Source organism: uncultured Psychrobacter sp., assembly GCF_947495825.1.
In the GTDB taxonomy this organism is placed as follows: Bacteria; Pseudomonadota; Gammaproteobacteria; order Pseudomonadales; family Moraxellaceae; genus Psychrobacter.
In genome coordinates, this window is sequence record NZ_CANMAH010000007.1 from 155092 (window position 1) to 179979 (window position 24888).

Below are 24888 nucleotides of genomic sequence, written 5' to 3' on the forward strand. Positions count from 1 at the left end.
CCATGAATGAATTTGAGCTGATTGAGCGCATATTTACTCAGATGCAGGCGGCCCAACCTTTATCTGATGATGTCGAAAAAGGCATTGGCGATGATGCAGCGGTAATGGCATTGCCCGCAGGCGCGCGCTTGGTCAGCTGTATCGATACCTTGGTACAAGGTCGGCACTTTAGTGCTGATTGGAGCCAAGTTAACGAGTTAGCTTTTCAAATTGGTTATAAAGCAGTGGCTGTCAATGTCTCAGATATCGCTGCGATGGGTGCGACGCCGCACAGTATGTTACTGGCATTGGCATTGCCTGAGCGCTTGGCAACTGAAACGTGGCTCACAAACTTTTCTAAGGGCTTATTTCATGCCTGCCAGCTGTTTGGCGTGACACTTATCGGTGGTGATACTACGCGCAGCGATAACTTAGTGCTAAGCGTTAGCGCGCAAGGGGTCTTGCCCGCCGATATGCCAGCCGTCTATCGCTCAGGCGCTAGCGTCGGTGACAAAGTCTATGTATCAGGGACTCTTGGTGATGCCGCGTATGCGCTGCAGCATCCTGATAGCAGCCAAGGTCTAGAGCTTGCCCACCGTTTGCACATGCCCACGCCGCGTATCACTTTAGGTGCGGCGCTGGCACAGATTGGTGCAACGGCGATGATTGATATCTCAGATGGCCTATACCAAGATCTTGGCCACATCTGCGAGCAAAGCTCGGTTGGTATGCGTATTAATTTAGAGCAACTACCGAACAGCCAAGCGTTAGCAAGCGTGGATTTGTCTGAACGCTTACTATGCCAGCTGGCAGGCGGTGACGACTATGAGCTGGCCTTTACTTTGCCCGCTGATATTATGCCGCCTATTGATAGCAGCAACACACCTGTGATCTGTATTGGTGAGGTGATACCCGCTGAAGACGCGAGGAGAGAAACCTCCATAAACCTGCGTCCCAAGCTGTTTTATCAAGGACAGCCAGTCACGCCTACGCACCCTGCCCCCTTTACTACCTGGCCTACTCTTACTGGTTACCAACATTTTACAGGTTAATCCATGACCGATCATGACCTATCTAAGCCCAATATTCGTAAAGCAAACGACTGCCCACCGCTACCAACAAATGCCAGCATGCTTGATCGTGTGGTTTATTGGCTTGGTATTGGTCTCGGCAGTGGCCTGCCGCGCCGCGCTCCAGGCACTTGGGGGACGGTTGGTGGATTAATCGTTGCGATACCGCTCATGAGCTTAGGCTTTTTACCGTTTTTGATAATCACTATATTGTCTTGTGTCGTTGGTAATTCAATATGCGGCAGAACCTCTACCCTAATGGGCGGTCACGACAACCCACATATTGTTTGGGACGAATGGGCGGGTATGTGGATTACTCTGTTGCCTTTTTCTTATACAGGTATTACTGTTGCAAATTTCTGGCAAGATATTTCACAAAGCTTGTCTATCATTGCGCTTGTCATTGCATTTGTACTTTTTCGCTTCTTTGATATTATTAAACCACCACCAATCGGTTGGGCAGATAAAAAGGTATCAGGCGGTTTTGGTATCATGCTTGATGACATTATCGCTGGGATTATGGCTGCAGCTGTATGGGTGATCGTAATGCTTGGCATGCTGATATAAACAGCTGCTCATTAAACGCACGATGTTACAAACTACCTCATTACTATAAACTTAACGATAACAAAGCGTTGTAATATTCACTTAAATGAATATGTTTTTCTCGACAATTGCGTTATAATCCTATCATATTCTGTTACACCTATTATAGAGTACTTATGACAAATTCCCTTTCTGTGATTATCCTTGCTGCCGGAAAAGGCACGCGTATGCAGTCTGCTAAGCCAAAAGTTTTGCAGACATTAGCAGGCAAACCTTTATTAGGACACGTCCTAGATACTTGTGATGAGCTGTCTGCTACTAAGACTATTGTGGTTTATGGTTTTGGCGGCGACCAAGTACAAACAGCAATGGACAGTCAATACGCGCATCTACCAATTACGTGGGTTGCGCAGACGGAGCAGCTAGGGACAGGTCATGCTGTTAAAGTTGCTTTAGAGCAACTACCAAAAGACGGTCAAAGCCTTATTTTATATGGTGATGTGCCATTGGTAAGCTGTCAGACTTTAACGACCCTACAAACGGCGAACACTAATGGCATGTCGATGTTGACTTTGACAGTAGACAATCCATTTGGTTTAGGTCGTATTAAGCGTGATGCTGCAGGGAAGGTTGAAGCCATCGTTGAGCAAAAAGACGCTAGTACCGATGAACAAAATATAAAAGAGATTAACAGTGGCATTTATTGCGTTGATAATGCGCTGCTTCATAAATATTTGCCTGAATTATCAAATGATAATGCGCAACAAGAATACTATTTGACCGATATCGTCAAAATGGCGGTTGCTGATGGTGTGACGATTGCCGCAATCGAGCCTGAACATACGTTTGAGATTGAGGGGGTTAACAACCGTCAACAATTAGCCAGCTTAGAGCGTACGTGGCAAGAAAAGTTAGTCGCTGACCTGCAAGAAGCAGGTGTACAGTTTGCTGATCCAACTCGCGTCGATATACGTGGTACGCTAAGCGTAGGTCAAGACGTATTCGTCGATGTCGGTGTGGTATTCGAGGGCGACTGTACTTTGGGTGACAATGTATACATCGAAGCTGGTTGTGTTATCAAAAATACCCAGATTGGCAATGCTTGTCATATCAAACCGTACTGCGTACTTGATCGCGCTGAAGTCGGTGCTGGTGTCGATGTTGGGCCTTTTGCAAACTTACGTCCTGACACCGTATTATCTGACAACAGTAAAGTTGGTAACTTTGTTGAGATTAAAAAGTCGACTATCGGTCATGGTAGTAAAGTCAATCATTTAAGTTATGTTGGTGACGCGACCGTCGGCACAAGTGTCAATATCGGCGCTGGGGTCATTACCTGTAACTATGATGGCGTGAATAAGTCGCAAACTATTATTGAAGATAACGCTTTCGTTGGCTCTAATGTGAGCTTGGTCGCTCCAGTAACGGTCGGCGATACTGCTGTGGTTGCGGCAGGATCTGTAATTACAGAGAATGTCGATAGTAATGCTTTGGCTTTAGGCCGTGCTCGTCAGGTACAAAAAGCAGATTTTAAACGTCCAACTAAAAAGTCGAAATAGTTAATTACGAAATAAACAACTAATAGTAGTGGGATTAAAGTTAAGCCCTTAGTACTCAGATTTTGATTCACTTAAGCAGCATGGCAATTTTGTGGTGCTGCTTAATAATATGGCTTATATGCTAAATCATTTGTGAATACTTAGAAAGCGTTCACAAACTACTGTGTTATATACACTATTTTAAATTTAATCTTATTTATACTTTATTTGTTCAACATCAAACATCATTATAAATCTAACTTAAGGAATAGCTATGTGCGGAATTGTAGGCGCAGTTGCTGAGCGTAATATCGCTAATATTTTACTCGAAGGTCTCAAACGTTTGGAATATCGAGGCTATGATTCTGCTGGCTTGACTGTCGTTCGTAATGGCGAATTACATCGTGAACGTCAAGTAGGCAAAGTATTGGCATTGGTTAATGCAGTTGCTAATGACCCAGCGAACTTTGATGGTCATATTGGTATTGCGCATACACGCTGGGCCACGCATGGCGAGCCTGCACAACGTAACGCGCATCCGCATGTCTCAGGTAAGATCGCTGTCGTTCATAATGGTATTGTCGAAAACTATGCTGAGCTAAAAGAAGATTTGATTGCCAAAGGTTATGAGTTTACCTCGCAGACAGATACCGAAGTAGTCGCGCATCTGATCAATGATGTTTATCAAAAAACATCTGATCTACTAGAAGCCGTTCGTACGGTTACACCGTTATTACATGGTGCATTTGCCCTTGGGATCGTCCATGTAGATAGTCCAGAAGAGCTGATTGCTGTACGTTTGGGCTCACCTTTGGTCATCGGTGTGGGTATCGGCGAGAACTTTATCGCTTCAGATCAGTTAGCACTATTGCCCGTCACCAACCGCTTTATGTATCTTGAAGAAGGTGATATTGCCAATATTACGCGTGAGCAAATTCGTGTTTATGCAGATGGCGTAGAAGTCAGTCGCAAAGTTCATGAGATAGATGCCAAGCAGCACAATGCAGACAAAGGTGAATTTAAGCATTATATGCTCAAAGAAATCTATGAGCAGCCAGATGCGGTCGCTCGTACGGTTGAGATGGCGGTAGATAATGGAGAAACAGCCAAACTACGCGATGACTTTTTAGACCGTCATGAAACTAAGCTTGCTGGTGTTAAACACATTCAAGTACTCGCTTGTGGTACCAGCTATCATGCAGGTATGGTCGCAAAGTATTGGTTTGAAAATTTAACACGCCTGCCCTGCTCGGTCGAAATCGCAAGCGAGTTCCGTTATCGTAATCCTGTCGTCGTCGATAATTCGCTCGTCGTTTGTATCTCACAATCTGGTGAAACAGCCGATACTTTATCGGCGCTACGCGAGATCCAAAAGCACAAACCAGAAGGGCTAGTCAGTTTGGCACTATGTAACGTGCCAACGTCATCGCTAGTACGCGAGACGGATATCTTCTTACCAACGCTTGCAGGGCCTGAAATTGGTGTGGCTTCTACCAAAGCCTTTACCACTCAGCTTGTCGCGCTAGTGCTATTATTATTAAAGATTGGGGTCGTACAACAGCGTATCGATAATGAGCGTTTGACATCGTTGTTAGAAAACTTACATAAGCTACCGGGTCAGCTTCATGCCAGCCTAAAGCTTGATGCACCCATTAAAGCGATGAGCGAAAGCTTTGAAGAGAAGAAGAGCTGTCTATTCTTGGGTCGCGGTTTGCAGTTCCCAATTGCCTTAGAAGGCGCGCTTAAGTTAAAAGAAATCTCTTATATCCACGCTGAAGGCTACGCGGCAGGTGAGCTTAAGCATGGTCCATTGGCATTGGTAGATAAAGATATGCCGATCGTCGTACTTGCACCAAAAGACAGCATGTTCGATAAGCTCAAAGCCAACATGCAAGAGGTGCATGCGCGCCATGGCGAGCTGTTTGTCTTCGCTAGTGAAGCCAGTCAAATGGTAGCGGAAGATAGATTGCACGTAGTATATGTACCGGATGTCTGCGAAATACTAGCACCGATCGTTTATAGTGTGCCTGTACAGCTGTTGTCGTACCATGTAGCGGTGATGCGCGGCACAGACGTCGATCAGCCACGTAACTTGGCCAAGAGTGTCACAGTCGAATAACTTAAGATATTGATTTTAAAGTAAATACTACAGTAAAATGACGAATCCTCCGCTATCTTATACAAAACAGATGGCGGAGAATTTTTTAAAATAATGCAAACAAAACAAGCTCTATCGTAATGGAGCCTTCAATACGTTATCAATCGTTTACTACATCAGCTATAACTACCTAAGCGGCTAAATCAATTCAGCCAAGTCAGTCAATTTCTCCAGCACCATATCTGGCGCATGCCGCTCAAGCTGTGCTTTGGTCTGTGCACCGCTCAAGACCCCGATACATAAACTGCAATTGGCGTTTTTGCCTTCTTCGATATCGATACCACTATCGCCGGCTTTGAGTACTTGCGTTGGGTCTTTGATTCCAAACTTTGCCATAGCAAGCGTGATCATATCTGGCGCAGGACGCCCATGGCGCACATCATCCGCTGTGATCAAGGCGTCGATCTCACGGCCCACAGACCAGCCTAAAATAGCCAATATATTGTTGGCAGTATATGAGTCATAACCCGTATTTAACACCACTTTTTTGCCACTAGCTTTTAAGGCATCAAACAAAGCCTGTATTCCATCAAAGGCAGACAACGTCTGTGCGCTATAGGCTGTCGCCATCTGGGTTTTAAATGTTTTAAATGCTGCCGCTGTCAGACGCTCGACATCGGCAGCCGCAAGGTCTAACTCGCTCAGTATGTCGTGGATCGCTTGCTGCTTTTCTTTACCTGCACCAATCGCTAAGCAAGTCGCAAGATCTACTTTTTTATCATCAGCAGTTAGCGTCTGATTGATAGCAGTGCACACGGTTTTGTAGACCAGATTGTCTTCATCCACCGTGGTACCAGCCATATCAAAAACACACAGTCTAATATTATCGAACTTATCTTTGATACTCATCATGTCTGTACTCATTGTTTTGACTCCAATACCAAATCAATCAACTCTTCACCAAAGGCAAAGCCTGTCGAGGCGCCCGTGCCTCCTGTGACAGAGCCAACTACTACGCCCTTTTCTGGGGCAGCTTTAAACACCACATCCTCACCACTCGGATAGACACCCAGCCAGTGCTGGACGATATCCATGTCACCGATATTGAGCACTCTTTGGCACTCATTAATAATTAATTCATCAATGCGCACATCTCTAAAAGGCAGCTCTCTGTCGCTATAGTCATGGCTGTCGCCGATGATAAGAGAGCCATCAGCAGACTGCACCACGATCAGATGCACACCTGCCTGACGCTCAGCAGCTTGTACCTTGTCCAGCAGTGAGATAAGCCCTTTTGCTTCGGGCAATTGGGCAAACCCATCGTAGCGAGCAAAACTCAGATCCGACATCACTGCGGCATTGAGCGTGAAGGCTTGTTTGGGCATGACACGCAGCATATTGAGCGTGCAAAGCTTGGCCTGCGCCTGTGCCAACGTCTCAGGATACAAGCTATACAAATCAGCCCCTGGACAGACCACGCAGTGCTCTGCCGTCAGCGTACCGCGACTGGTATACACCTTGGGCAGCTCAACTAACTGCACACTGGTCTGGTTATAAAAATCCACGCCATGAGCCTGCTGCAGCCACGTCGCCAACTTGCCAATGGCGGTCTTGGACTCGACTCTAAGCTCATGAGGGCTATATAGCACCCCCAGCCCTTGATGAAGATAAGGCGCCTGTTTTGTGATTTCAGCTTGGCTCAATAACTGACAATCGGCCCCCATCGGTGTCTTTAAAAATGCTTCAGCCACGTCCATCGCTTCTGGACGCTGAATGAGCATGTGCAGGCCGCTATGCTCTATATCGATACCCGCTTTGGGCGCAATATCTGTCCATACATCACGGGTATACCTCGCTCGCTGCCAGTGTGCGCCGCTTTTTTGGCCACTGACGGTGATAAAACCGAAGTTACGCACCGATGCATCTTTATTTTGTGCCTCGCGTTCAACCAGTGCCACACTGAGTCCTTTTTTGACAGCGGCGTAAGCGCTAGCGAGGCCGATGATACCGCCTCCGACGACGACCACATCGTATTTTTTTTCAGATAATTTGCCTGTTGACTGCACCTTAGCGACTCCTAAATATGAATGGGTATTAACAGCAAAATGAATGGCCCGCGCAAAGCCCAAAGGTTAATAAAGGCTTTTTTTGGGTTCAGGATCTAAATGACAAAAACTTTTTGCTTAAAAAAGGCCTAACTGGTCTGATCGTGAAAAAACGCCCTGTGTTTATCCAGTAGCTCAGCGGTGAGTGGCTCTGCATAGGTTTTGACATTGTTTATTTGATTGTCGGGTGCGACCGTTTCACCCTCATAGACAACTGTTGGATATATCTCTAGCAGCTGCGGCCGTGCTTGCTTGACGATGATTTCGGCCATCTTCATGGCGTTTGGATTGGTGTCTGCGCCTTTATCGAGGACGGCCACGGCTTCACTGAGCGTATAGCTGCCTTCGCTTGGGTCGATGTAGTCGATAGGTAGCCCTGCCGCCTTGTGAGCCACGGCTTGATGCCGCATGCCAAAGCCAATGGGTACCTCACCTGCCATAACTTTTTTGAGCGGGCCGGAGCCTGATAGCTCCAAGTTTGGCCCAGCGTTTTGCCGGATGCGATTCATAATGACCTGCCCTTTATCCGCCATGCCATATGTCGCCGTGATATCTTGTACAAACAGCCAGCCCGTCGATGAGCCATTTGGATCTACCATGGCGATTTTGTTTTTGTAGATGGGTTTTGCCAAATCTTTGACACTGGTCGGCTTTGGAAGCTGCTGCGTGGCCATCTCTTGCGTATTTAAAATAATCGCCCCAGCAAAGCTTAAAATCGGTGCGTAGTAATTAGGGACAGCTTCTTTAGGATTGAGAGTAAAGTCAATTTCTTGAAACATCGAATGGCGAGCTTGCGCACTCTCTAAATAAAACGCACTCATGGTGACCAGATCCGCTTCTGTATTTTTGCCTTCCGCTAATAAACGCCCGCCCAGCTCTCCTGTGCCAAAGGACTGAAGGATGTACTGACCTTCGTACCCTGCTGCGTCCAACACCGTTTGCATGACTTCTACAGCTTCTTGATCGGCATTGCTATAAATAATGACCTCTTCTGCGCTGGCGCTATCGCTTGAGGACGCTGAGCTACAGCCTGCCAGTACCATCCCGCACATCAGGCTTATCGCCAGTTTTTTGACTAATAACATTGTGTTTCCTATTGGTTTTATTGATTTTTAAAGAATTTTTATTTTTTTAACGATCTTGTTTTTAGCGATAAGGGCACTCACGCTTATGTCGCCAACGCTTGGTTGGGCGCTTTTTTGTGGCCATAAAGACGTCTGCTATATAAATGGCGCATCAGAGCAAACAACGACAGTGCACAGATATTGGTCAGTAATATCATGAGTGATAAGATAAAAATCTCATCAAAGCGGGCAAAATGCTGCAGCTCAACAATTTTGGTGGTGAGTACCATGGTTTTGGCCCCAGAGATAAAGATCACAGCACTAATTGTCACCATGGCACTGATAAAGTAAAACGAGGCGACCTCAATTAACGTAAAAAAGGAATTGGGTAGCACGATGCGACGCAACGACGTCAACCACGAATCCCCCAATAAACTGGCTGTGGTCTCCCAACCTAAGTTCATTTTGGCCAATGCGTTTTTACTCATCAGGTAAGGCGTCGCAAAATAATGAATGATGTTACTTATCACGATAATAAAAATAGTATTGGCGATTGCCGTGCCCGAAAACACCATCAGATAAGCGATACCCACGACCATCCCTGGCACCGTATTGGTCACTAGCGCCGCACTTTCGATACCAAACTTACCGACCTTAAATAAGCGGGTGCGCTCGCCTAATAAGGCTGAAAAATAGGTAATCAAGATGCCAAAGACCGCCGTCAAAACCGCAACGATAAGCGAGTTTTTGTAGACTCGCATCAGGTTGGTCGATGTCAAAACCTGACTCACCGTATCAGTGCTAAACTGCATTTGATAGGGCCATACCTTGACCCATGGAATGATAAAGATCACGGCAAATACCGCCAGCAAACACAATAAGATAGCGCTCGACGATACTGCCAAGATACGGTCTTTAATCGGTGTCGCTGGCAAGTCGATAGGCTCGGCCGTATCATAGCGAACGTTAAAGCGCGCGACATACCAGAGCAGTAGAATGCTGAGCGCTGAAGGGATAAGCATAAACAAAGCAACCACCGCCCCTTTTTCAAACGATGGTGACGCCCCTAGTATGTGAGTATAAAGCTCGATTGCGATGACTTTGTACTGCCCGCCGATAGACGCTGGGATACCAAAATCAGTAAAGGCTAAAAAGAAACACTGAATCAGCGCCGCAGCAAAAGTGCCAATTAGCGGACGCATGACGGTCATATCAAACTGGCGCAAAGGCGAGTCGCCCATCAGCTCTGAGACGATCACAAACTTTTTATCCAAATACTGAAAAGTGTTATTGAGTAATAAGAAGGCAATCGGCAAGGTATAAATGGTGTAGCCAAGCCACATTCCCTGAAAACCATAGATGTTTTCAAACAGCTGAAAACCGAGTATTTGAGTTAATAAACCTTGCTTGCCAAAGGTATAGATAATGGCAAAGCCGTAAGTCACGGTCGGCAACAACATCGGCAACAAGGCGGCAAGCTTGATGGTCTTTTTAAACCCTGTGGGCAAGTGCGTCCAGTGCACGGTATAAGCTAAGACAAAAGCAAGAGTTGTAGCGCTAAACGCACTGATTGTCGCCACAAAAAAACTATTGAACAACACCTGCTGAAAACCGTCACTACTCACCATGCTTTGATAGTTATCCAAACCAATGCCATCACCCACATTTAAGGACAGCATCAGCATTTTGGCCAAGGGTACAAATAGGAAAACGACAAACAGTATCGTCACAAAGAGCCAAATGGCTTTTATTTGGGGCGGGTTATTAAGCGTCATAAACATCCAAAACCATCAAATGATTCACGTTTTATTTGATAAAAATGCCAGTCCGTACGGCTATCAGAGCTTTAGCCACGCTATTACTTATCGGTGGCGCTCCATGCTCAAAGCTTAACCATCGGCTTTTAACGACTGGCTGGTGGCGGTATCTGCTGATGTTTGCTGATCCGAAGAGCCAAGAGTACGGGCAGGCGCAGTGTGTTGGGGCGCAGCAGCGGCATACCGTTCATGGTTTTGGGTTTGCGTGTATTTGCTCAGTGGGTCCACTGGCGCATGACCATCTGCAAACAGGCTTAGGATGTTGCGGCGTTTGATATTGAGCTGATTGAGAATGAAGTTGGTGACAAAGCCATTGGCGGGGTTGCAGATGATGTCAGTTGGCTTGGCAAACTGTGCCACCTTGCCATCTGACAACAACAAAATACGATCAGATAGCGTCATGGCTTCTTCTGGGTCGTGGGTCACGATGAGGGTGGTCAGCTCATAGCGCAGCGCAATCTCACGAATACGCTGTTTGATGGTTTCTTTGATCACGCCATCGAGGGCAGAGAGCGGCTCATCGAGTAGCAGTATTTTAGGTTTGGTGACCAGCGTACGTGCCAGTGCCACACGCTGCTTTTGGCCGCCAGAGAGCTGGCTAATGCGCTTGTTGAGATGATCTCGGATATCGAGCAGATCGATCAGCTCATCGACCTCTTGCGCTGTGCTAAGATGAGGGTTATTACGTAGGCCGTATTCGATGTTTTGTTTGACATTGAGATTGGGAAATAAAGCATAATCTTGAAAGACAATATTAAACCCACGGTGCTTCATCGGCACTCGGGTAATATCTTCGCCATTGTAGGCGATTCTGCCGCCACTGATATCCGTCAGGCCCAAAATCATGTGCAACAAGGTGGTCTTGCCGCAACCTGATGGCCCCAATATCGAGACGATCTCTCCTTTATTGATTTTTAGTGATATATCTTCAAAGATCACTTTATCATCGTACTTCTTGGTCACTTGCCTGAGCTCTAACATATCCACTCACCTAATCGCATAAAAGTTTTAGTACTTATCTTGGATAGGTCAGCAGTGTAGTCATTAGTTATGACATTTTGATGAAGGTAATATGACAAGACGATGACTTAAGCCTAGATATGCTTGTATAGTCTTAAATAAGGATAAAGAGACTCATGTATTAATGTATAAATATATTGAAAAGGTAGCATGCTAGATATTAATAGAAGGGGTTAAAAATTAACAATCAATGGAATACACTATAGATAGAAAACTCTCATTATACTGAGCAATACTACTTAGGATTTGCCCACTTAACTTCTCTTTTAGTTCAAAATAATTATCTACATTTAGTATGATAAGTAATGATTTACAGCTAATTTCCCTCTCTTTATAGTTTAATAACATAATAGTTTTTTTACATTAATGCATGGTTATGCCGTTATAAATGCGGTAAAAACGATATGTATAAAAGACAGTAGATATACAATGATAGTCTCTACAGTATGGGCATTAAAGACACGAATATGAATATGGACATCGAAAATAGCAACGCTGACCAAATAGAGATCCTCTATGAGGATGAATTTTTGGTAGCGATCAATAAAGAGGCAGGTCTACTCGTGCATCGCAGTTGGCTGGATAAGGGCGAGACACGCTTTGCCTTGCAGATGACCCGTGATGCGGTAGGCTGTCATGTCTTTCCAGTACATAGACTGGATAGACCGACCTCAGGGGTATTGCTCTTTGCTAAAAGCGCTGCTGTGGCGCGCAGTCTGACCGAGGCGTTTACGGAGCGTCAAGTCACCAAGCAATATTTAGCCGTGGTGCGCGGCTTTATGTCAGAGCAAGGTAGTATTGATTATGCATTAAGTTTTAAGCCCGATGCCATCGCTGACAAGTTTGCCAATTTGGACAAGCCTGCACAAGAAGCAGTGACCCATTGGCAATGTCTGGCACAAATCGAGCTGCCATTTGCGGTATCAAGAAAGCATGACACCAGCCGCTATAGTCTTATGCGTTTGATACCCGAGACAGGGCGTAAGCATCAGCTGCGCAGACATATGAAACATCTATTTCATCCTATAGTAGGCGATACTAGCCACGGTGACGGTCGGCACAATCGATTTTTTCGTAGTCAATATGAGTGTACGCGGATGCTGCTGCATGCGCAGCGTTTAGCGTTTAGTCATCCCGTCACCGGTGAGCCTTTGCTGATAACAGCGGGGTTTGATGAGCAATGGATGCGGATTTTAGAGGCGTTTAATTGGGTGAAGAGGGTTGAGGGTTTAGTTCCCTAATAAGGATTTGAATCTTAGGCTACAGGCTAATAGTCTCAATATTTTAAATCGCTGAAATAGTTGCAGTGTACTTCATGATGTACCTATCATACATACACTATTCGTCATCGGTACGCTATACAGGCATCGAACTGACCTGTACTGTCAAATCTATAGATATTAACTTGGGAGATTTTAGTTATATAGCTCAACGATAATAATCAAACCAAAAATTGTTCGTTTGTTAAAATCAGCTCTACGGTTTTTTAGCATAGCTTACTGGTTTTCATTTACTTCACTCGATTAGATAAAATAACGCCAATTGAGCTTAACACTATGCCGCATACCACTACTATTGTTAAAGGCTCATGGAGTATCAACGCTGCAAGTAAGGCGGTCAGTCCAGGAGACAAGGAGCCAAGCAGCAAGGTGCGAATAGAGCCCAGTTTGTTGACTGCATAAGAAAACCCAATGGTTGAGACCACCCCAACACCAACGCCTTGTACTAAGATAAAAGGTAGCGCGTCGTCAAAAGAAACGACCCCTAGATTTGTCTTTAAAATGCCAGCCAAAACCATCACTAATACTATCAAAAATGATGTGTAAGAAAGTACGATAGCCACCGCTATTGGACTCAACTTCGTATTTTTTAGACCCAAGGTATAACCTGCCCAGACCAAGCTTGCAAGCAATAAGAAGGCCACGCCATGTAGCAAGCTTTTAGGTGGAAACCCTGCATTCCCTACAACCATAGCGGCTACACCAAATAGAATCAGTATGAATGCCAAAAATTTCTTTAACGAGATCTTTTGACGATAAAGAATAAAAGACAAGAGGGCAGCAAAGAATACTGGCGTCCCTGTCAAAATAGTACCCACGTAAGCAGCAGGAGCAGTTTTTGCGCCAAAGGAAGCTAGCAACAGAAAGGGAACGCCACCGAATAATATAAATAAAACATCAATCCATTTGATACTTTTAATCTCCATTAAACTGGAATATGCCCAAGGCGTCAGTAAAAGTAATGGTACGCTAAATCGAATGAGCATGACATCAGCAATAGTTAGCGATGACCCACCAATAGCTCGGACCGTCAATGCAAAGCCTGACCAAATAAGTAGCACGGCAATCATAGCCACATAGCCTTTCGCTAGCGGAGACATTGCAAATAAGGTGCTTTTGCGCGGAGAGGATTGAAAGATTGTATTCATGTCGATATCTTAAGCTTGTATACAAAACCTAATTATCAATCAAACATCGCGCTTTTATCTCTATTCTTTTATTGTAAATCTATAGTTATTTAGTGGATAATACCAAATAATATAGGATTATTGGCTTAAAACACTAGAAAGGCAATACATGGATAAAATCGATCGTCATATTTTGGAAGTGCTTCAGAAAGAAGGACGCTTATCAACAGCTGAATTAGCCGAGCGCATTGGTCTGTCACCCTCACCTTGTGCCAGGCGCCTGAAACGTTTAGAAGATGAATCCTATATAGAGGGTTACCAAGCGAACGTCAGTAGAGTGAAAGCTGGCATTAAGATGAGCTTTTTTGTAGAAGTCAGTCTCAATAATCATCAAGAAGCGTCAATTATCGCTTTTGAAAATGCGTTATCTGAGATGGACGAAGTCATCAATGGCCATGTGGTCTCGGGTCCTTATGATTACTTATTGGAAGTAGTCAGCGCAGACCTCAATGGTTATGAAGATTTTACGCGTAAGTTGCATAAGCTGACTAGCGTTAAAGACATACATACCCACTTATCAGTGAGAAAAGTGGTTAATAAAACAACGTTGCCCATTTTTACATGATATCTTTTAATGCCTATTAGGGTCTGTGCTCAATTTAAAAAACAGTCATTTAAATGACTCAAGTAGTGAATAAACTTAAGAAGATGCCATGAAGACTTTACAACTCAGCTCAATCATTTTATTAGCAGCCTTATCCGCGCTAACCGGTTGCCAAAAAACTGACAAGGCATTAGAGACATCACTAGAAACACAGTCCCCTAGTGTCATGAAAAAGTTATTCAATATTGATGTTGATAAGTCATTTTATATCACTTTTCCCGATCATAAGAATCAAATCCAATTGACAGAGTTTACCAAGTTGAGCACTAGTAAAAATGAAAAGCCTTATGTAAACGGCGTCCTGTCAAACAATGAACATTATGCAGCATGGCTTGACTATACTAATATCACTGCGTTGAATATTTCAAATGATAAGAACATTTTTAAGTTTGTTGCGCCTTATACTTTAACGAATACCAATCCTGATACGGATAAAAAATCCAGTCTGGATAGCCCTGATCTACCTAGTAGCGCACTCTATCTAGGTGCTTTTGAGCTAGATTACCGTACTAATGACATCAACCAATACGGGCAACAGCTCTTAGGTAAGTACAGTACACTGACTGCGATAGATTATGATGGAAAAAAGACTGTTGATGTCACTATACGTCAGTATCCAACACAGGCTGACCAAGATAAAGAAATCAACTCAAGTGCTCATAGGCTAACGTTTGATGTAGATGAAGGGTTGAGCTTAGTTGATGATGCTATCGTAGAATAAGCGTTAATGGCTTTAATTATGGGTTAGTCTCGTTTTTACCTGCATTATTAGTGATGAAGCATAAAAAGTTACTGATAAAGCTAGACAGATAAAAGTTAGAGGTAAAAACAGACTTTCTTGAAGTACGCCTTCAGAATCAATGCCGCCGTAAAACATGGTTTCCATCAGTCCAGAAAACACAGCAACCGCTAGCAGTATTGAGCCACCGATAAATAGTTTAGATTTCATAAAAGCTCCTTTAGATGATAAATTGAGGGCATAAATAAGCTTTCCTCATCGTTGCAGTATGGTTATCGATCAATGACACAAATAGGATAGTTTCCTGGATTCTGGCCACCACCTAGATCTAAGCAAATATCATTATAGTGACGTTCGTGAGCTTTGATACCCAGCCAAAAAGCAAGAATGGCAGTAACAGCAATGATTATCATCATTTTAATATTCATATAGAGATCCTAAGTAACTACAACAATATTGAATTGGGTCTATCTTATATGAGTTAGGAATAAATAGAACTGTAGCTTATTCTTTTCACAAACTATTCATACTATGGTTTTGTAGGATGATTTAGATTATGGGCAAATATTGCAATAGTTATTATAAGCTTTGACTACGTCATTCTGAGTACGGCAGAAAGTCTGAAAAAACTTCTAAAATATCAATATTTCTTGATCAATTTGCTGTTGTATCCTAAGCAGAAATTTTTTGGTCATTCGTTTTGATACTAATTTTTTAAAAGGAACACAGCTAGTATGAAACAAACACTACTTCTAAGCACTCTGCTACTCAGTTTGACGGCATGTCAGAATACCAATACATCTATCTTAGATAAGAACGATACCTTACCCGCAAAACCCTCTATAACCGTTGAAGCGGATCATACGACTTCCAACACAAGCGGTAACTATAATAAAAGCTTTCACTATGCAGATTTTTCTGCGCGTGTAGTGAGTACACCTGATGGTAAAGGTGGTTATAACTTAAAGATTCAGACAATGGGAGAAGATATGATTGAAAAATCTATTGATGATCCTGTCGTTAGTGCCGCGGTAGGAGATCTTAATAAAGATGGATTCTATGAGATATTAGTCTTCACTCAAAGCGTGGGTAGTGGCTCATATGGTGATGTCATTGCTTATTCGAGCAACAAAGGGATGTCGTGGAGTGAGGTCTTTCATCCAGAACTGACTGATAAACTCAAACAAGGTTATATGGGCCATGATCAGTTTGCCTTGGTTGAGAATGTATTAGTTAGACAGTTCCCACTATATTTAGAAGGTGATACTAATGCCAACCCCCAAGGTAAAATCCGCCAAATTCAGTATGATATGAAAGATGGGGAAGCTTCTCGTCAATTTGTAGTTAATGAAGTCAGCGAATTCTAAGTACCTTGCTATGAAGTCTCACTACATTCGAGCAGATCAAGATTTCTTGTAGTTTTAATCTGGACGTAGTCTTTTATAGGTATACCCCAGCGGAACTAGTTACTTCACTCTTTAAACCTATCAATAGACCACTTAAAACAAACCGCTATAATGAAACCACTTATATTAAACAACTAAATCAGCTATCCCCATCAAAACCTATAAAGTTCTACTGAGTCACCCCTAAACCAACCCTTTATAAAGAAAATAAAGTCCAACTACGAATAACAATACCGAAAAGCACTTCTTTAACAGTGGCGGTGAGAGCATATGAGCGACTTTTGCCCCAACTTTAGCGGTAAAAAAGCTCATACTCGCAATGCCCAAAAAGGCATAAATATGCACAAAGCCAATGGTATTGGGCACATCAACTTGCTGCTGCATACCAAAGAACATAAAGCCGAGCGCGCCAGCGATGGCAATCGGCAGACCGCAAGCCGCTGAAGTGCCTACCGCTTTTTGCATGACCACATTATAACGGGTGAGATACGGCACCGTTAAGCTGCCGCCGCCAATACCGAAAATGGCCGAAGCCACACCAATTACCCCGCCTGCCGCAAGTTGCTTGGGTTTAGACGGTAATACCACAGGCGTATGACTCGCATCACTCATATGTGTACGTCTTTTACCAGCGGTAAACATTCTATAAGCCACCCACAGCAAAAATACCCCGACAATCAGCTGCAGATATAACCCTGATATTTGCCCTGCTATCCCTGCCCCCAAAAAGCACCCCAGCGCCAAACCAGGTGCTAGGTTTTTAAAGACCGGCCACATGACGCCGCCTTTTTTATTATGCGCCATTAATGAGCTGATCGAGGTGACGATAATGGTCGCAAGCGACGTCCCCAAAGCCAGGTGCATGATAGTATCGGCATCGTAGCCCATTTGAGTAAAGACGATAAAGAGTAGCGGTACGATAATGGTACCACCGCCCACACCAAATAGTCCGGCCGCAAACCCTGCTAGTGCGCCGATGATTAAAAAAATGAGTAGTTCCACGGGATAGTGTCTTCTTATATAGATTTATTTTCTGAGCAAGTGCTCTATATTAATGCCAGTTATGACTTATACAAGCTCAACTTGACCGACGTAATGATAAGCACGGTTAAAATACACTAAACTCTCATCTTGCCCGCTTGCGGATTCTGGAGGTTTGATAGCGACCACTCGGCACATCAGCACACTATGCGTACCCACTTCTTGAATGTGCTCAATCTCACAATCAAAGCTCACTAGCGCATCTTTCAGGATAGGCGCGCCTGTCACAAGCTCAGTCCAAACTCCTTGCTCGAAGCGCTCATCTGAGCTTAGTTTAGAAGCAAAAGCATTGGATAAGTGTTCATGCTGGGCACCAAGCACATTGACGCTCAAGACTTTATTATCCACAAAATTCCCATGTGAGCGCGCGGCTTGATTCATACACACCAGCAGTGTCGGCGGTGTATCAGTGACGCTACATACCGCCGAGGCAGTAAACCCATGAGTGCCTGACGGACCATTGGTGGTAATCACATTGACCGCCGTGGGCAATAGCGCCATGGCATCTCTAAAATCAGTGGCTTCAATCATATCTTTTATCATTACTACAATCCTGAGAAACGTTAAATCTATAAGTACCTTGTTAACTGAGGCCACTCATAAGCTTAAACAAGCCAAAACTTGTTAAGTTTTGCTAAACGCTCAGCTCTTGCCGCACGATTGCCGCACCAGCGCTCAGCGCATGTAGTTTGCTGCGTGCCACCTCACGAGACAACGGCGCCATACCGCAGTTGGTCGAGGGATACAGCTTGTCCGCATCGACAAACTGTAAGGCCTTGCGTAACGTATCGGCTACCTCCTCAGGAGTTTCAATATCATTAGTGGCGACATCGATTGCACCAACCATTACTTTTTTACCGCGAATGAGCTCTATCAAATCCATGGGCACATGCGAGTTTTGACATTCTAATGAGACGATATCGATATTGGACTGCTGCAATTTAGGAAACGCTTGCTCATACTGACGCCACTCTGAGCCCAGCGTTTTTTTCCAGTCGTTATTGGCTTTGATGCCGTAACCGTAGCAGATATGTACTGCTGTCTCACATTGAAGTCCTTCTATAGCACGCTCTAGTGTCGCAATGCCCCAATCATTGACGTCATCAAAAAAGACGTTAAACGCCGGCTCATCGAATTGGATAATATCCACGCCTGCTGCTTCTAACTCGCGGGCCTCTTGATTGAGAATTTTAGCAAACTCCCATGCCAGTTTTTCACGGCTCTTGTAGTGACCATCATACAGCGTGTCAATCATGGTCATCGGGCCAGGCAACGCCCATTTGATCGGCTGATCGGTTTGCGCACGTAGGAACTTTGCATCGTCCACAAATACTGGCTTTTGACGGCTCACCGCACCCACGACTGATGGCACGCTTGCTTCATAGCGATCACGAATTTTAACGGTTTTACGGTTTTCAAAATCGACGCCATCTAGATGCTCAATAAATGTAGTCACAAAATGCTGGCGGGTTTGCTCGCCATCACTGACGATATCTATCCCTGCATGTTGCTGTTCTTGTAAGGTCAGACGTAAGGCGTCTTGTTTTGCCTCTATCAGCTCATCACCTTCTAATGCCCAAGGTGACCAGATTTTCTCAGGTTCGGCCAGCCATGAGGGTTTGGGCAAGCTGCCAGCGGTCGATGTTGGTAATAATATATCCATGTTGTCTCATCTTTTGTATCGTAATATTTAATATCTAAAGCTCTATTAAGCCACTTGTTCATCAGCGCTTTTGTCTACCGCAAAGCCTGTTGCCCACTCTTCTAGGATATCTTGATAAGGCGTAATAAATGTCTCTTCGGTGAACTTGCCTTGCTTCACTGCCAGCTGGCTGCGCTCCTCACGGTCATACACCACTTGCGTCTTTGAGTAGTCTTGGTAATTGAGACTGGGCTGATAGACCGCGCCTGCTCTGGAGTTGGCATTATAAATCTCAGGGCGATAAATCTTCTGGAACGTCTCCATCGTCGCAATCGCGCTAATCAGCTCAAGATCACTATAGTCGCTGAGCAAATCACCGGCGAAATAAAATGCGAATGGCGCTACGCTTCCTGTCGGCATAAAGTAGCGCACCGTAAGACCCATTTTATGAAAATAATCATCGGTTAACGAATACTCATCCTGCTGGTACTCCACCCCTAATACCGGATGCTGGTTGCCCGTACGCACATAGGTTCTCTTACTGGACACACTCAAGCAAATCACCGGCTGCTTATCAAACTGAGATTGGTAAGCCTCTGAACGCAATAAATGCTGAAACAGCTTACCATGCAGCACACCAAAGCTGTCTGCGGGCGGTGTGCCTGGGTTTTGTTCGAAATGCTCTGGTAGCACAATACTAAAGTCATAATCGCGCACGTAGGATGAGAAGCTATTGCCGACCATACCGCTGATACGGTAGTTATCCTTGTGATCGACAATCGTGGTTTGTAGCATCTCGATACTGGGGAAAGTATGACCGTCGCCTGCCACGTCTAAGTCAGCTGAGATGATATCCACTTCTACCGAATAACGATCGGCGTTGGGATTATCCCAATGCGCCAGATCATTAAAGCGATTGTTTATCATTGTCAGTGTCTTACAAAGGTTGTCTTGACGGTTTACGCCGCGCGCTAGATTGGCAAAGTTGGTCGTCAGGCGTGTGCTATCGGCAGGCTCGTAGTTTTCATCGAAACGTATGCTAGATATGGTATAGGTAAATGGCTGAGTCATGATAATCCCCTTTACTACTCTGATAGCTCTCGTCTCGAGGCCTCAGATAAAAGCTAATTTGTGTATGGGATGAATCATACCTTGAACCTCACATGAATAAAAACGATGTTATTTAAAGATAAGATGAATTTAATTCAGGTAGCTAGGATTATGAGACGAGACTTAATAGCACAGTCTTTGACGGCTTGCTTGATAAGAGATTAAACCTATAAAAAATTAAGCTATGCTGAATAACATATAGAAAAAAGCTGGATAGACTCATGAAACTAAGCGTTCTCTTGTTCAAAAAAAGCCAAGACTTACTTCTTTAAGTCTTGGCTTCTATTATGGTTGTTATAAATAGATAATATGCTTTTTATTACCTTCATTAGTGGCAGTCAGCTCCAAATATAAAAAGATTTATAAGCTTATTAAATAGAACGAATCACACCACCATCAACGCGAATACTTTGACCAGTAATATATCCAGCACCCTCCGATAATAAAAAAGCAATCGTGGAGGCGACCTCCTCAGACTTGCCATAACGCTCCATCGGTACACTATCACGGCGCTCATCAACCTCAGGTAAGCTATCAATCCAGCCGGGTAAGACATTGTTAATACGAATACCTTGCGCTGCATAATCGTCCGAAAATATCTTGGTAAAAGCACCAAGACTGGCACGAAACGCTGTCGAGGTTGGAAAAAGTGCCATAGGCTGCGTCACCCAAGAGGTAGAGATATTGACAATAGCGCCACCACCTTGCGCCACCATGATTGGTGTGACGAGCCGAATTGGACGGACAGCGCTAAGAAAATAAACCTCCATCCCCTGATGCCAGTCTTCATCAGTAATTTCTAAAATGGGCGCGCGTGGTCCATGACCAGCAGAGTTTACCAATGCATCAATACGTCCCCACTTCTCCATCGCCAAGTCAACCAAGCGTCGAACATCTGCATCGACTAAATTAGAGCCAGTAACGCCTATGCCTCCAAGCTTTTTTGCTAGCGCCTCACCTTTTCCAGAAGACGATAGGATAGCCACTTTGTAGCCGTCTTGCGCAAGCCTACGAGCTGCTGCTGCACCCATACCTGATCCACCTGCCATAATTAGCGCAACTTTTTCTATAATCATAATCTTCTCCATCAGTCATCGTTTTATTTATCATAACCAATAAAAGTCAATTATTCGCATCATAATAAAAGATGCTAGACTGTAGAAAACCTATTGTCTCAAGGATGAACATGTCAGGTTCTTATCGTTCATTGCCGTCGCTTAACGCCCTACGTGCATTCGAAGCTGCTGGTCGTAAACTAAGCTTTCGCGCTGCTGCTGACGAGCTGTTTGTGACTCAAGGTGCCGTAGCACAGCAGGTACGGTTGCTAGAAGAGTATATGGGTTTTGCTTTATTTCAAAGATTACCAAAGGGTGTGGCACTGACCAGTCAAGGGGCCATATACTTTGCTGAGGTCACACGCGCTTTTGAGATTTTAAAAAAGGCCACAACTCAAATACTAAAAGAGCCTGATACGGTCACCATTAGCGTGACACCCACCTTCGCTGCCAAGGTCTTACTCCCGCATCTTTCTTCATTAACAAACGCTCTTCCTGAAGTCGACCTACGTACTGTCGCGACCGAATCCATTGCAGACTTTGACCGCGAGCAAGTGGATATCGCTGTACGCCTCACGCATCCACCATTCCCCGATACATTTGAAACCCAGCGTCTGTTTAAGCAAAAACTCGTGGCCGTCGCAAGCCCTCACCTCATCGGTGATACAGCTCTACCTATATCACTTGAATACTTACGTGACATGCCTTTACTGCACGACTCGCACAATCATTGGCCACGTTTCTTTAGAACGACAGATAAGCTACCAGGGGCTATCTTTAACCAAACAGCATTGGCTATGGACGCGGCCCTAGCGGGACAAGGGGTTGCAATTGTTTGTCAAGCATTTGTCCAAGCAGATTTATTGGCAGGGCGATTGGTACAAGTCTGCAAGTCAGAGTTAACCGTTGAGCCTGATTATTATCTTATTCGTAAACGTACATCGTTACCAAGGCCTGCTGTAGATGCAATATGGGACTGGTGTATAAAAAACTTAGCATATAGCTAAATAAAAACTGCCTTCTATTACTACCTAAAAAACCAACACACGTTCAACAAAAATGAACCATTTTGGTGATTTTTTGACCTATAATTAGATTTATATTCAATTAACCGAATATATATTGCGGTATATTGTTCTTTATGTTATATCTATAATTACCCTTACCACAGTAATGTTATTTTTCTTAGCTGACTTATTACAATAAGTCTTAAATAAAATATTAGAAAGGGGTAATTTATTAAAGATATATAAAAATATCTGTCGGCAAAAGAATGCAATAACCAGTTAAAAATAGAAATATGCATGTTTAAAAATCAAATCAATTTTGAAAAATGTATAGGGCTAAGAATTTAAGTCTAAGCCTTTATCGTTTTAATTGATATTTTTTTGGATTTATTCACAGTATCTATATTTTAGTCGACATTCTCTCGGGTTGTTTTTTGCGAATGTCTTCAATATTAACAAGCACCTAATTGATAACGGTTTTTATTACGATTGGTGACAGTCTTGTCTAGTCTGCTGATTAATTTTTTAACCGTTACTTTGAGAACTTAACAAAAAATCCAGAGGGTTATATGAAACTAAAAAAGATATACAGCCGCATGAAATTTATATCAAGAACACCAAAAGACGTGTTCAAAATAGTACGAGGAAAAAGTTATTACCCTGAAAAGGAAAGGAAGCCTAAACCTGTTATTCTTTTCGACAATTTATTATGGATCCTTAAAAATAAAGAAGTGAATTATTTTTATAATTCTAACGGTCTAGATATCAAGAACTGGAGAAGCTCGGACGAATTCTTACCAGATATGAAGTTTAGGAAGGAGAGGGAGTTTGGTAACTCATGTAAAAATGAGAAATTTAACTACAATTACATAGCTATGCTAAGAGATAAATACGTATTTTCTAGTTATTTATCTTACGTCATTGGAGAGGACAAAGTCGTTCCTACAATAGCTCTATACAACAACGAAGAAGTTTATCTACTGAGCGAACGCACATATGTTAGCTTAGAAGATTTCTTTCAAGAAGACATCAAAGTATTTTGTAAAATTATTAATGGCGAAGGTTCAGAAGAAGTTTTTATTATTGAAAAAAAGGAAGGTAATTACTTTTTAAGCAATGAAAAGTCTACTTTGTCAGAAATAAAATCAAAAATGAAAGGTTCTAAGTATATTTTTCAGAATGTTATCCAGCAACATGAGTCTTTAAACAGTATCAACGACTCAAGTGTCAATACTATCAGGATTACAACGGTACGAGGAGCATCAGGAAAAATAAATATTCTTAATTCCTTTTTGAGACTTGCCTCTACCAAAGATACTTTCGTTGACAACGTTAAAACAGGCGGACTAGCGGTTGGTATCGATGATAATGGATTATTAAGAAAATATGGTTTTTATGATGTACCTTTTGGCACTAAGGTAGATAAACATCCGATTAGTAATATAGTATTTGAAGGTTATCAACTTCCCTATTGGAATGAGGTTAAAGACCTAGTAGAAAAAGCACATAAGCAATTTTATTATGTGCAATCAATAGGTTGGGATGTTGCTATCACACCAAATGGTCCAATCTTGATTGAAGGAAACGATAATTGGGGATCCATTCCATCACAAATAGTAGAGGGCGGTTTAAAAGAAAAATGGTACGAACTTAAAAATGGCTAGTACATAGATATTATATGTCAATATTTGCTTTTTGAATAGATAGAATCATTAAACAATTACTTATGTTAGTTTTTTGAGCATAGTTAATTAAAACAGTATGGATACTTTTTAATTGGAGCTTCGTCATGGTAGACGCAACTAATTCAGATACAAGCAATAAGCAACCCGTCAATATATTATGGACAGGTGGATGGGATTCCACTTTTAGAATGATACAACTTGCAGTATCAGGGGCAGTTATTCAGCCTTATTATGTCATTGACACTGCACGCCTCTCATCTCTAACTGAGATTAAACAAATGTATGACATAAAGAAGGATCTTTCTCACAAGTATAAAGACTGTGAAATCAGAGACATTGAACTTATAGAGATTTCACAAATCGATATCCCTGATAAGTACGTGAAGGTACAGAAAAAGTTACTTAAGGAGAGTTATATAGGGAGTCAGTATATATGGCTGGCAGCTTTATCAGAGCAGATTGAAGATCTTGAGCTCAGTATTCATAAAGATGATACAGCTGAGTATTTTGTAAGGAAGCTAGTCAATAATGAGAAAGGACCTGACTCTGATGAATATACTATTTTTGGCCGTCTAAAATTCCCTATTTTGGACTATACAAAGCCTGAGATGGAAGAAGAAGCTAAAACTACAGGTGATTTAGATATACTTTATAAATCTTGGTTCTGTCACAAACCCATTAATAACACCCCATGCGGGATATGTAATCCTTGTAGATATACTATCGCTGAAGGGATGGGTAAGCGTTTTACGATTCGGGGTAGGATTTATAATAAGGCGCCACGTCTGCTTACCTTGACACGTAAGGTCGTTCATAGACTTATCTAATTAATGATTGTGAACTGTTGTTATGATAGTCCTTACGAAAAACAGTTATACTTTTCTTTACTACTAAA

Annotated in this window: 24 protein-coding genes; 11 read left to right on the top strand and 13 right to left on the bottom strand. The window is 43.2% G+C overall.

From position 1 onward, the window contains the following. Positions 1-2: 2 nt before the first annotated feature. From thiL to glmS, 4 genes are all read left to right on the top strand, one after another. Positions 3-1031 carry a thiamine-phosphate kinase gene (gene thiL / locus Q0895_RS09220; RefSeq protein ID WP_299188055.1) on the top strand — a complete coding sequence of 343 codons (1029 nt, stop codon included), beginning with the start codon at positions 3-5 and terminating at the stop codon, positions 1029-1031. Between the two features lie 3 nt (positions 1032-1034). Then, positions 1035-1616, top strand: coding sequence for a phosphatidylglycerophosphatase A (locus tag Q0895_RS09225; RefSeq protein ID WP_299188057.1), 582 nt, complete (start codon positions 1035-1037; stop codon positions 1614-1616). A 155-nt stretch (positions 1617-1771) separates the two neighbouring features. Next, complete coding sequence (gene glmU / locus Q0895_RS09230; protein WP_299188059.1) at positions 1772-3154, top strand: bifunctional UDP-N-acetylglucosamine diphosphorylase/glucosamine-1-phosphate N-acetyltransferase GlmU; 1383 nt, start codon at positions 1772-1774, stop codon at positions 3152-3154. Between the two features lie 253 nt (positions 3155-3407). Continuing rightward, positions 3408-5252, top strand: a complete 1845-nt coding sequence (gene glmS, locus Q0895_RS09235) for a glutamine--fructose-6-phosphate transaminase (isomerizing) (RefSeq protein WP_299188061.1) — start codon at positions 3408-3410, stop codon at positions 5250-5252. A 177-nt stretch (positions 5253-5429) separates the two neighbouring features. Here the strand turns inward: glmS and Q0895_RS09240 are convergent, their stop codons facing one another. The 5 genes from Q0895_RS09240 to Q0895_RS09260 form a co-directional block, all read right to left on the bottom strand. After that, positions 5430-6155, bottom strand: a complete 726-nt coding sequence (locus tag Q0895_RS09240; RefSeq protein ID WP_299188065.1) for an HAD family hydrolase — start codon at positions 6153-6155, stop codon at positions 5430-5432. Then, on the bottom strand, positions 6152-7297 hold the full coding sequence (locus Q0895_RS09245; protein WP_299188067.1) for a TIGR03364 family FAD-dependent oxidoreductase: 1146 nt from the start codon (positions 7295-7297) through the stop codon (positions 6152-6154). The genes Q0895_RS09240 and Q0895_RS09245 overlap by 4 nt, the downstream gene beginning before the upstream one ends. 128 nt (positions 7298-7425) lie before the next feature. Beyond that, positions 7426-8421, bottom strand: coding sequence for an ABC transporter substrate-binding protein (locus tag Q0895_RS09250; protein ID WP_299188069.1), 996 nt, complete (start codon positions 8419-8421; stop codon positions 7426-7428). Between the two features lie 83 nt (positions 8422-8504). Then, positions 8505-10175, bottom strand: coding sequence for an ABC transporter permease subunit (locus Q0895_RS09255; RefSeq protein ID WP_299188071.1), 1671 nt, complete (start codon positions 10173-10175; stop codon positions 8505-8507). Between the two features lie 114 nt (positions 10176-10289). Continuing rightward, positions 10290-11198 (bottom strand): ABC transporter ATP-binding protein, encoded by a 909-nt coding sequence (locus Q0895_RS09260; RefSeq protein ID WP_299188073.1) that lies wholly within the window; start codon positions 11196-11198, stop codon positions 10290-10292. Positions 11199-11710: 512 nt separating this feature from the next. On the opposite strand from Q0895_RS09260, the gene truC reads away from it, so the two are divergent. Continuing rightward, complete coding sequence (gene truC, locus Q0895_RS09265) at positions 11711-12478, top strand: tRNA pseudouridine(65) synthase TruC (protein WP_299188148.1); 768 nt, start codon at positions 11711-11713, stop codon at positions 12476-12478. Positions 12479-12747: 269 nt separating this feature from the next. Here truC and Q0895_RS09270 read toward each other — a convergent pair whose 3' ends face one another. Then, positions 12748-13665: a DMT family transporter gene (locus Q0895_RS09270; protein WP_299188075.1), complete on the bottom strand. Its 918-nt coding sequence runs from the start codon at positions 13663-13665 to the stop codon at positions 12748-12750. A gap of 148 nt (positions 13666-13813) precedes the next feature. On the opposite strand from Q0895_RS09270, the gene Q0895_RS09275 reads away from it, so the two are divergent. Both Q0895_RS09275 and Q0895_RS09280 read left to right on the top strand, forming a co-directional pair. Then, the gene (locus tag Q0895_RS09275) at positions 13814-14269 is read left to right on the top strand and encodes an Lrp/AsnC family transcriptional regulator (protein WP_299188077.1); all 456 of its coding nucleotides are present in this window, start codon (positions 13814-13816) and stop codon (positions 14267-14269) included. Between the two features lie 88 nt (positions 14270-14357). Further along, positions 14358-15029 carry a hypothetical protein gene (locus Q0895_RS09280; RefSeq protein ID WP_299188079.1) on the top strand — a complete coding sequence of 224 codons (672 nt, stop codon included), beginning with the start codon at positions 14358-14360 and terminating at the stop codon, positions 15027-15029. Positions 15030-15041: 12 nt separating this feature from the next. Here the strand turns inward: Q0895_RS09280 and Q0895_RS09285 are convergent, their stop codons facing one another. Continuing rightward, on the bottom strand, positions 15042-15257 hold the full coding sequence (locus Q0895_RS09285) for a hypothetical protein (RefSeq protein WP_299188081.1): 216 nt from the start codon (positions 15255-15257) through the stop codon (positions 15042-15044). Positions 15258-15319: 62 nt separating this feature from the next. Continuing rightward, the gene (locus tag Q0895_RS09290; RefSeq protein WP_299188083.1) at positions 15320-15475 is read right to left on the bottom strand and encodes a hypothetical protein; all 156 of its coding nucleotides are present in this window, start codon (positions 15473-15475) and stop codon (positions 15320-15322) included. A 306-nt stretch (positions 15476-15781) separates the two neighbouring features. Here Q0895_RS09290 and Q0895_RS09295 point away from each other — a divergent pair, with 306 nt between their 5' ends. After that, the gene (locus tag Q0895_RS09295) at positions 15782-16414 is read left to right on the top strand and encodes a hypothetical protein (protein ID WP_299188085.1); all 633 of its coding nucleotides are present in this window, start codon (positions 15782-15784) and stop codon (positions 16412-16414) included. Between the two features lie 222 nt (positions 16415-16636). Here Q0895_RS09295 and Q0895_RS09300 read toward each other — a convergent pair whose 3' ends face one another. The 5 genes from Q0895_RS09300 to Q0895_RS09320 form a co-directional block, all read right to left on the bottom strand. Further along, a complete protein-coding gene (locus tag Q0895_RS09300; RefSeq protein WP_025646794.1) occupies positions 16637-17455 on the bottom strand; it encodes a sulfite exporter TauE/SafE family protein in 819 nt (272 codons plus the stop codon). Positions 17456-17521: 66 nt separating this feature from the next. Continuing rightward, positions 17522-18025: a flavin reductase gene (locus Q0895_RS09305; protein WP_299188150.1), complete on the bottom strand. Its 504-nt coding sequence runs from the start codon at positions 18023-18025 to the stop codon at positions 17522-17524. Between the two features lie 103 nt (positions 18026-18128). Then, positions 18129-19157 carry a methionine synthase gene (locus tag Q0895_RS09310; protein ID WP_299188087.1) on the bottom strand — a complete coding sequence of 343 codons (1029 nt, stop codon included), beginning with the start codon at positions 19155-19157 and terminating at the stop codon, positions 18129-18131. Positions 19158-19202: 45 nt separating this feature from the next. Beyond that, entirely contained in the window at positions 19203-20207 is a 1005-nt protein-coding gene (locus tag Q0895_RS09315; protein WP_299188088.1) for a DUF1852 domain-containing protein, read from the bottom strand. A gap of 410 nt (positions 20208-20617) precedes the next feature. Then, positions 20618-21319 (bottom strand): SDR family oxidoreductase, encoded by a 702-nt coding sequence (locus tag Q0895_RS09320; RefSeq protein ID WP_299188152.1) that lies wholly within the window; start codon positions 21317-21319, stop codon positions 20618-20620. Positions 21320-21432: 113 nt separating this feature from the next. Here Q0895_RS09320 and Q0895_RS09325 point away from each other — a divergent pair, with 113 nt between their 5' ends. The 3 genes from Q0895_RS09325 (at position 21433) to Q0895_RS09335 (ending at position 24820) form a co-directional block, all read left to right on the top strand. Continuing rightward, on the top strand, positions 21433-22308 hold the full coding sequence (locus Q0895_RS09325; RefSeq protein WP_299188090.1) for a LysR substrate-binding domain-containing protein: 876 nt from the start codon (positions 21433-21435) through the stop codon (positions 22306-22308). Between the two features lie 569 nt (positions 22309-22877). After that, complete coding sequence (locus Q0895_RS09330; RefSeq protein ID WP_299188092.1) at positions 22878-23972, top strand: sugar-transfer associated ATP-grasp domain-containing protein; 1095 nt, start codon at positions 22878-22880, stop codon at positions 23970-23972. Positions 23973-24097: 125 nt separating this feature from the next. Continuing rightward, on the top strand, positions 24098-24820 hold the full coding sequence (locus Q0895_RS09335; RefSeq protein ID WP_299188094.1) for a hypothetical protein: 723 nt from the start codon (positions 24098-24100) through the stop codon (positions 24818-24820). Positions 24821-24888: the final 68 nt, after the last annotated feature.

Coding starts and splice junctions, on each gene's coding strand:
- thiL (WP_299188055.1), top strand. CDS start 3: ATGAATGAATTTGAGCTGATTGAGCGCATATTTACTCAGATGCAGGCG.
- Q0895_RS09225 (WP_299188057.1), top strand. CDS start 1,035: ATGACCGATCATGACCTATCTAAGCCCAATATTCGTAAAGCAAACGAC.
- glmU (WP_299188059.1), top strand. CDS start 1,772: ATGACAAATTCCCTTTCTGTGATTATCCTTGCTGCCGGAAAAGGCACG.
- glmS (WP_299188061.1), top strand. CDS start 3,408: ATGTGCGGAATTGTAGGCGCAGTTGCTGAGCGTAATATCGCTAATATT.
- Q0895_RS09240 (WP_299188065.1), bottom strand. CDS start 6,155: ATGAGTACAGACATGATGAGTATCAAAGATAAGTTCGATAATATTAGA.
- Q0895_RS09250 (WP_299188069.1), bottom strand. CDS start 8,421: ATGTTATTAGTCAAAAAACTGGCGATAAGCCTGATGTGCGGGATGGTA.
- Q0895_RS09255 (WP_299188071.1), bottom strand. CDS start 10,175: ATGACGCTTAATAACCCGCCCCAAATAAAAGCCATTTGGCTCTTTGTG.
- Q0895_RS09260 (WP_299188073.1), bottom strand. CDS start 11,198: ATGTTAGAGCTCAGGCAAGTGACCAAGAAGTACGATGATAAAGTGATC.
- truC (WP_299188148.1), top strand. CDS start 11,711: ATGGACATCGAAAATAGCAACGCTGACCAAATAGAGATCCTCTATGAG.
- Q0895_RS09270 (WP_299188075.1), bottom strand. CDS start 13,665: ATGAATACAATCTTTCAATCCTCTCCGCGCAAAAGCACCTTATTTGCA.
- Q0895_RS09275 (WP_299188077.1), top strand. CDS start 13,814: ATGGATAAAATCGATCGTCATATTTTGGAAGTGCTTCAGAAAGAAGGA.
- Q0895_RS09280 (WP_299188079.1), top strand. CDS start 14,358: ATGAAGACTTTACAACTCAGCTCAATCATTTTATTAGCAGCCTTATCC.
- Q0895_RS09285 (WP_299188081.1), bottom strand. CDS start 15,257: ATGAAATCTAAACTATTTATCGGTGGCTCAATACTGCTAGCGGTTGCT.
- Q0895_RS09290 (WP_299188083.1), bottom strand. CDS start 15,475: ATGAATATTAAAATGATGATAATCATTGCTGTTACTGCCATTCTTGCT.
- Q0895_RS09295 (WP_299188085.1), top strand. CDS start 15,782: ATGAAACAAACACTACTTCTAAGCACTCTGCTACTCAGTTTGACGGCA.
- Q0895_RS09305 (WP_299188150.1), bottom strand. CDS start 18,025: ATGATTGAAGCCACTGATTTTAGAGATGCCATGGCGCTATTGCCCACG.
- Q0895_RS09310 (WP_299188087.1), bottom strand. CDS start 19,157: ATGGATATATTATTACCAACATCGACCGCTGGCAGCTTGCCCAAACCC.
- Q0895_RS09315 (WP_299188088.1), bottom strand. CDS start 20,207: ATGACTCAGCCATTTACCTATACCATATCTAGCATACGTTTCGATGAA.
- Q0895_RS09325 (WP_299188090.1), top strand. CDS start 21,433: ATGTCAGGTTCTTATCGTTCATTGCCGTCGCTTAACGCCCTACGTGCA.
- Q0895_RS09330 (WP_299188092.1), top strand. CDS start 22,878: ATGAAACTAAAAAAGATATACAGCCGCATGAAATTTATATCAAGAACA.
- Q0895_RS09335 (WP_299188094.1), top strand. CDS start 24,098: ATGGTAGACGCAACTAATTCAGATACAAGCAATAAGCAACCCGTCAAT.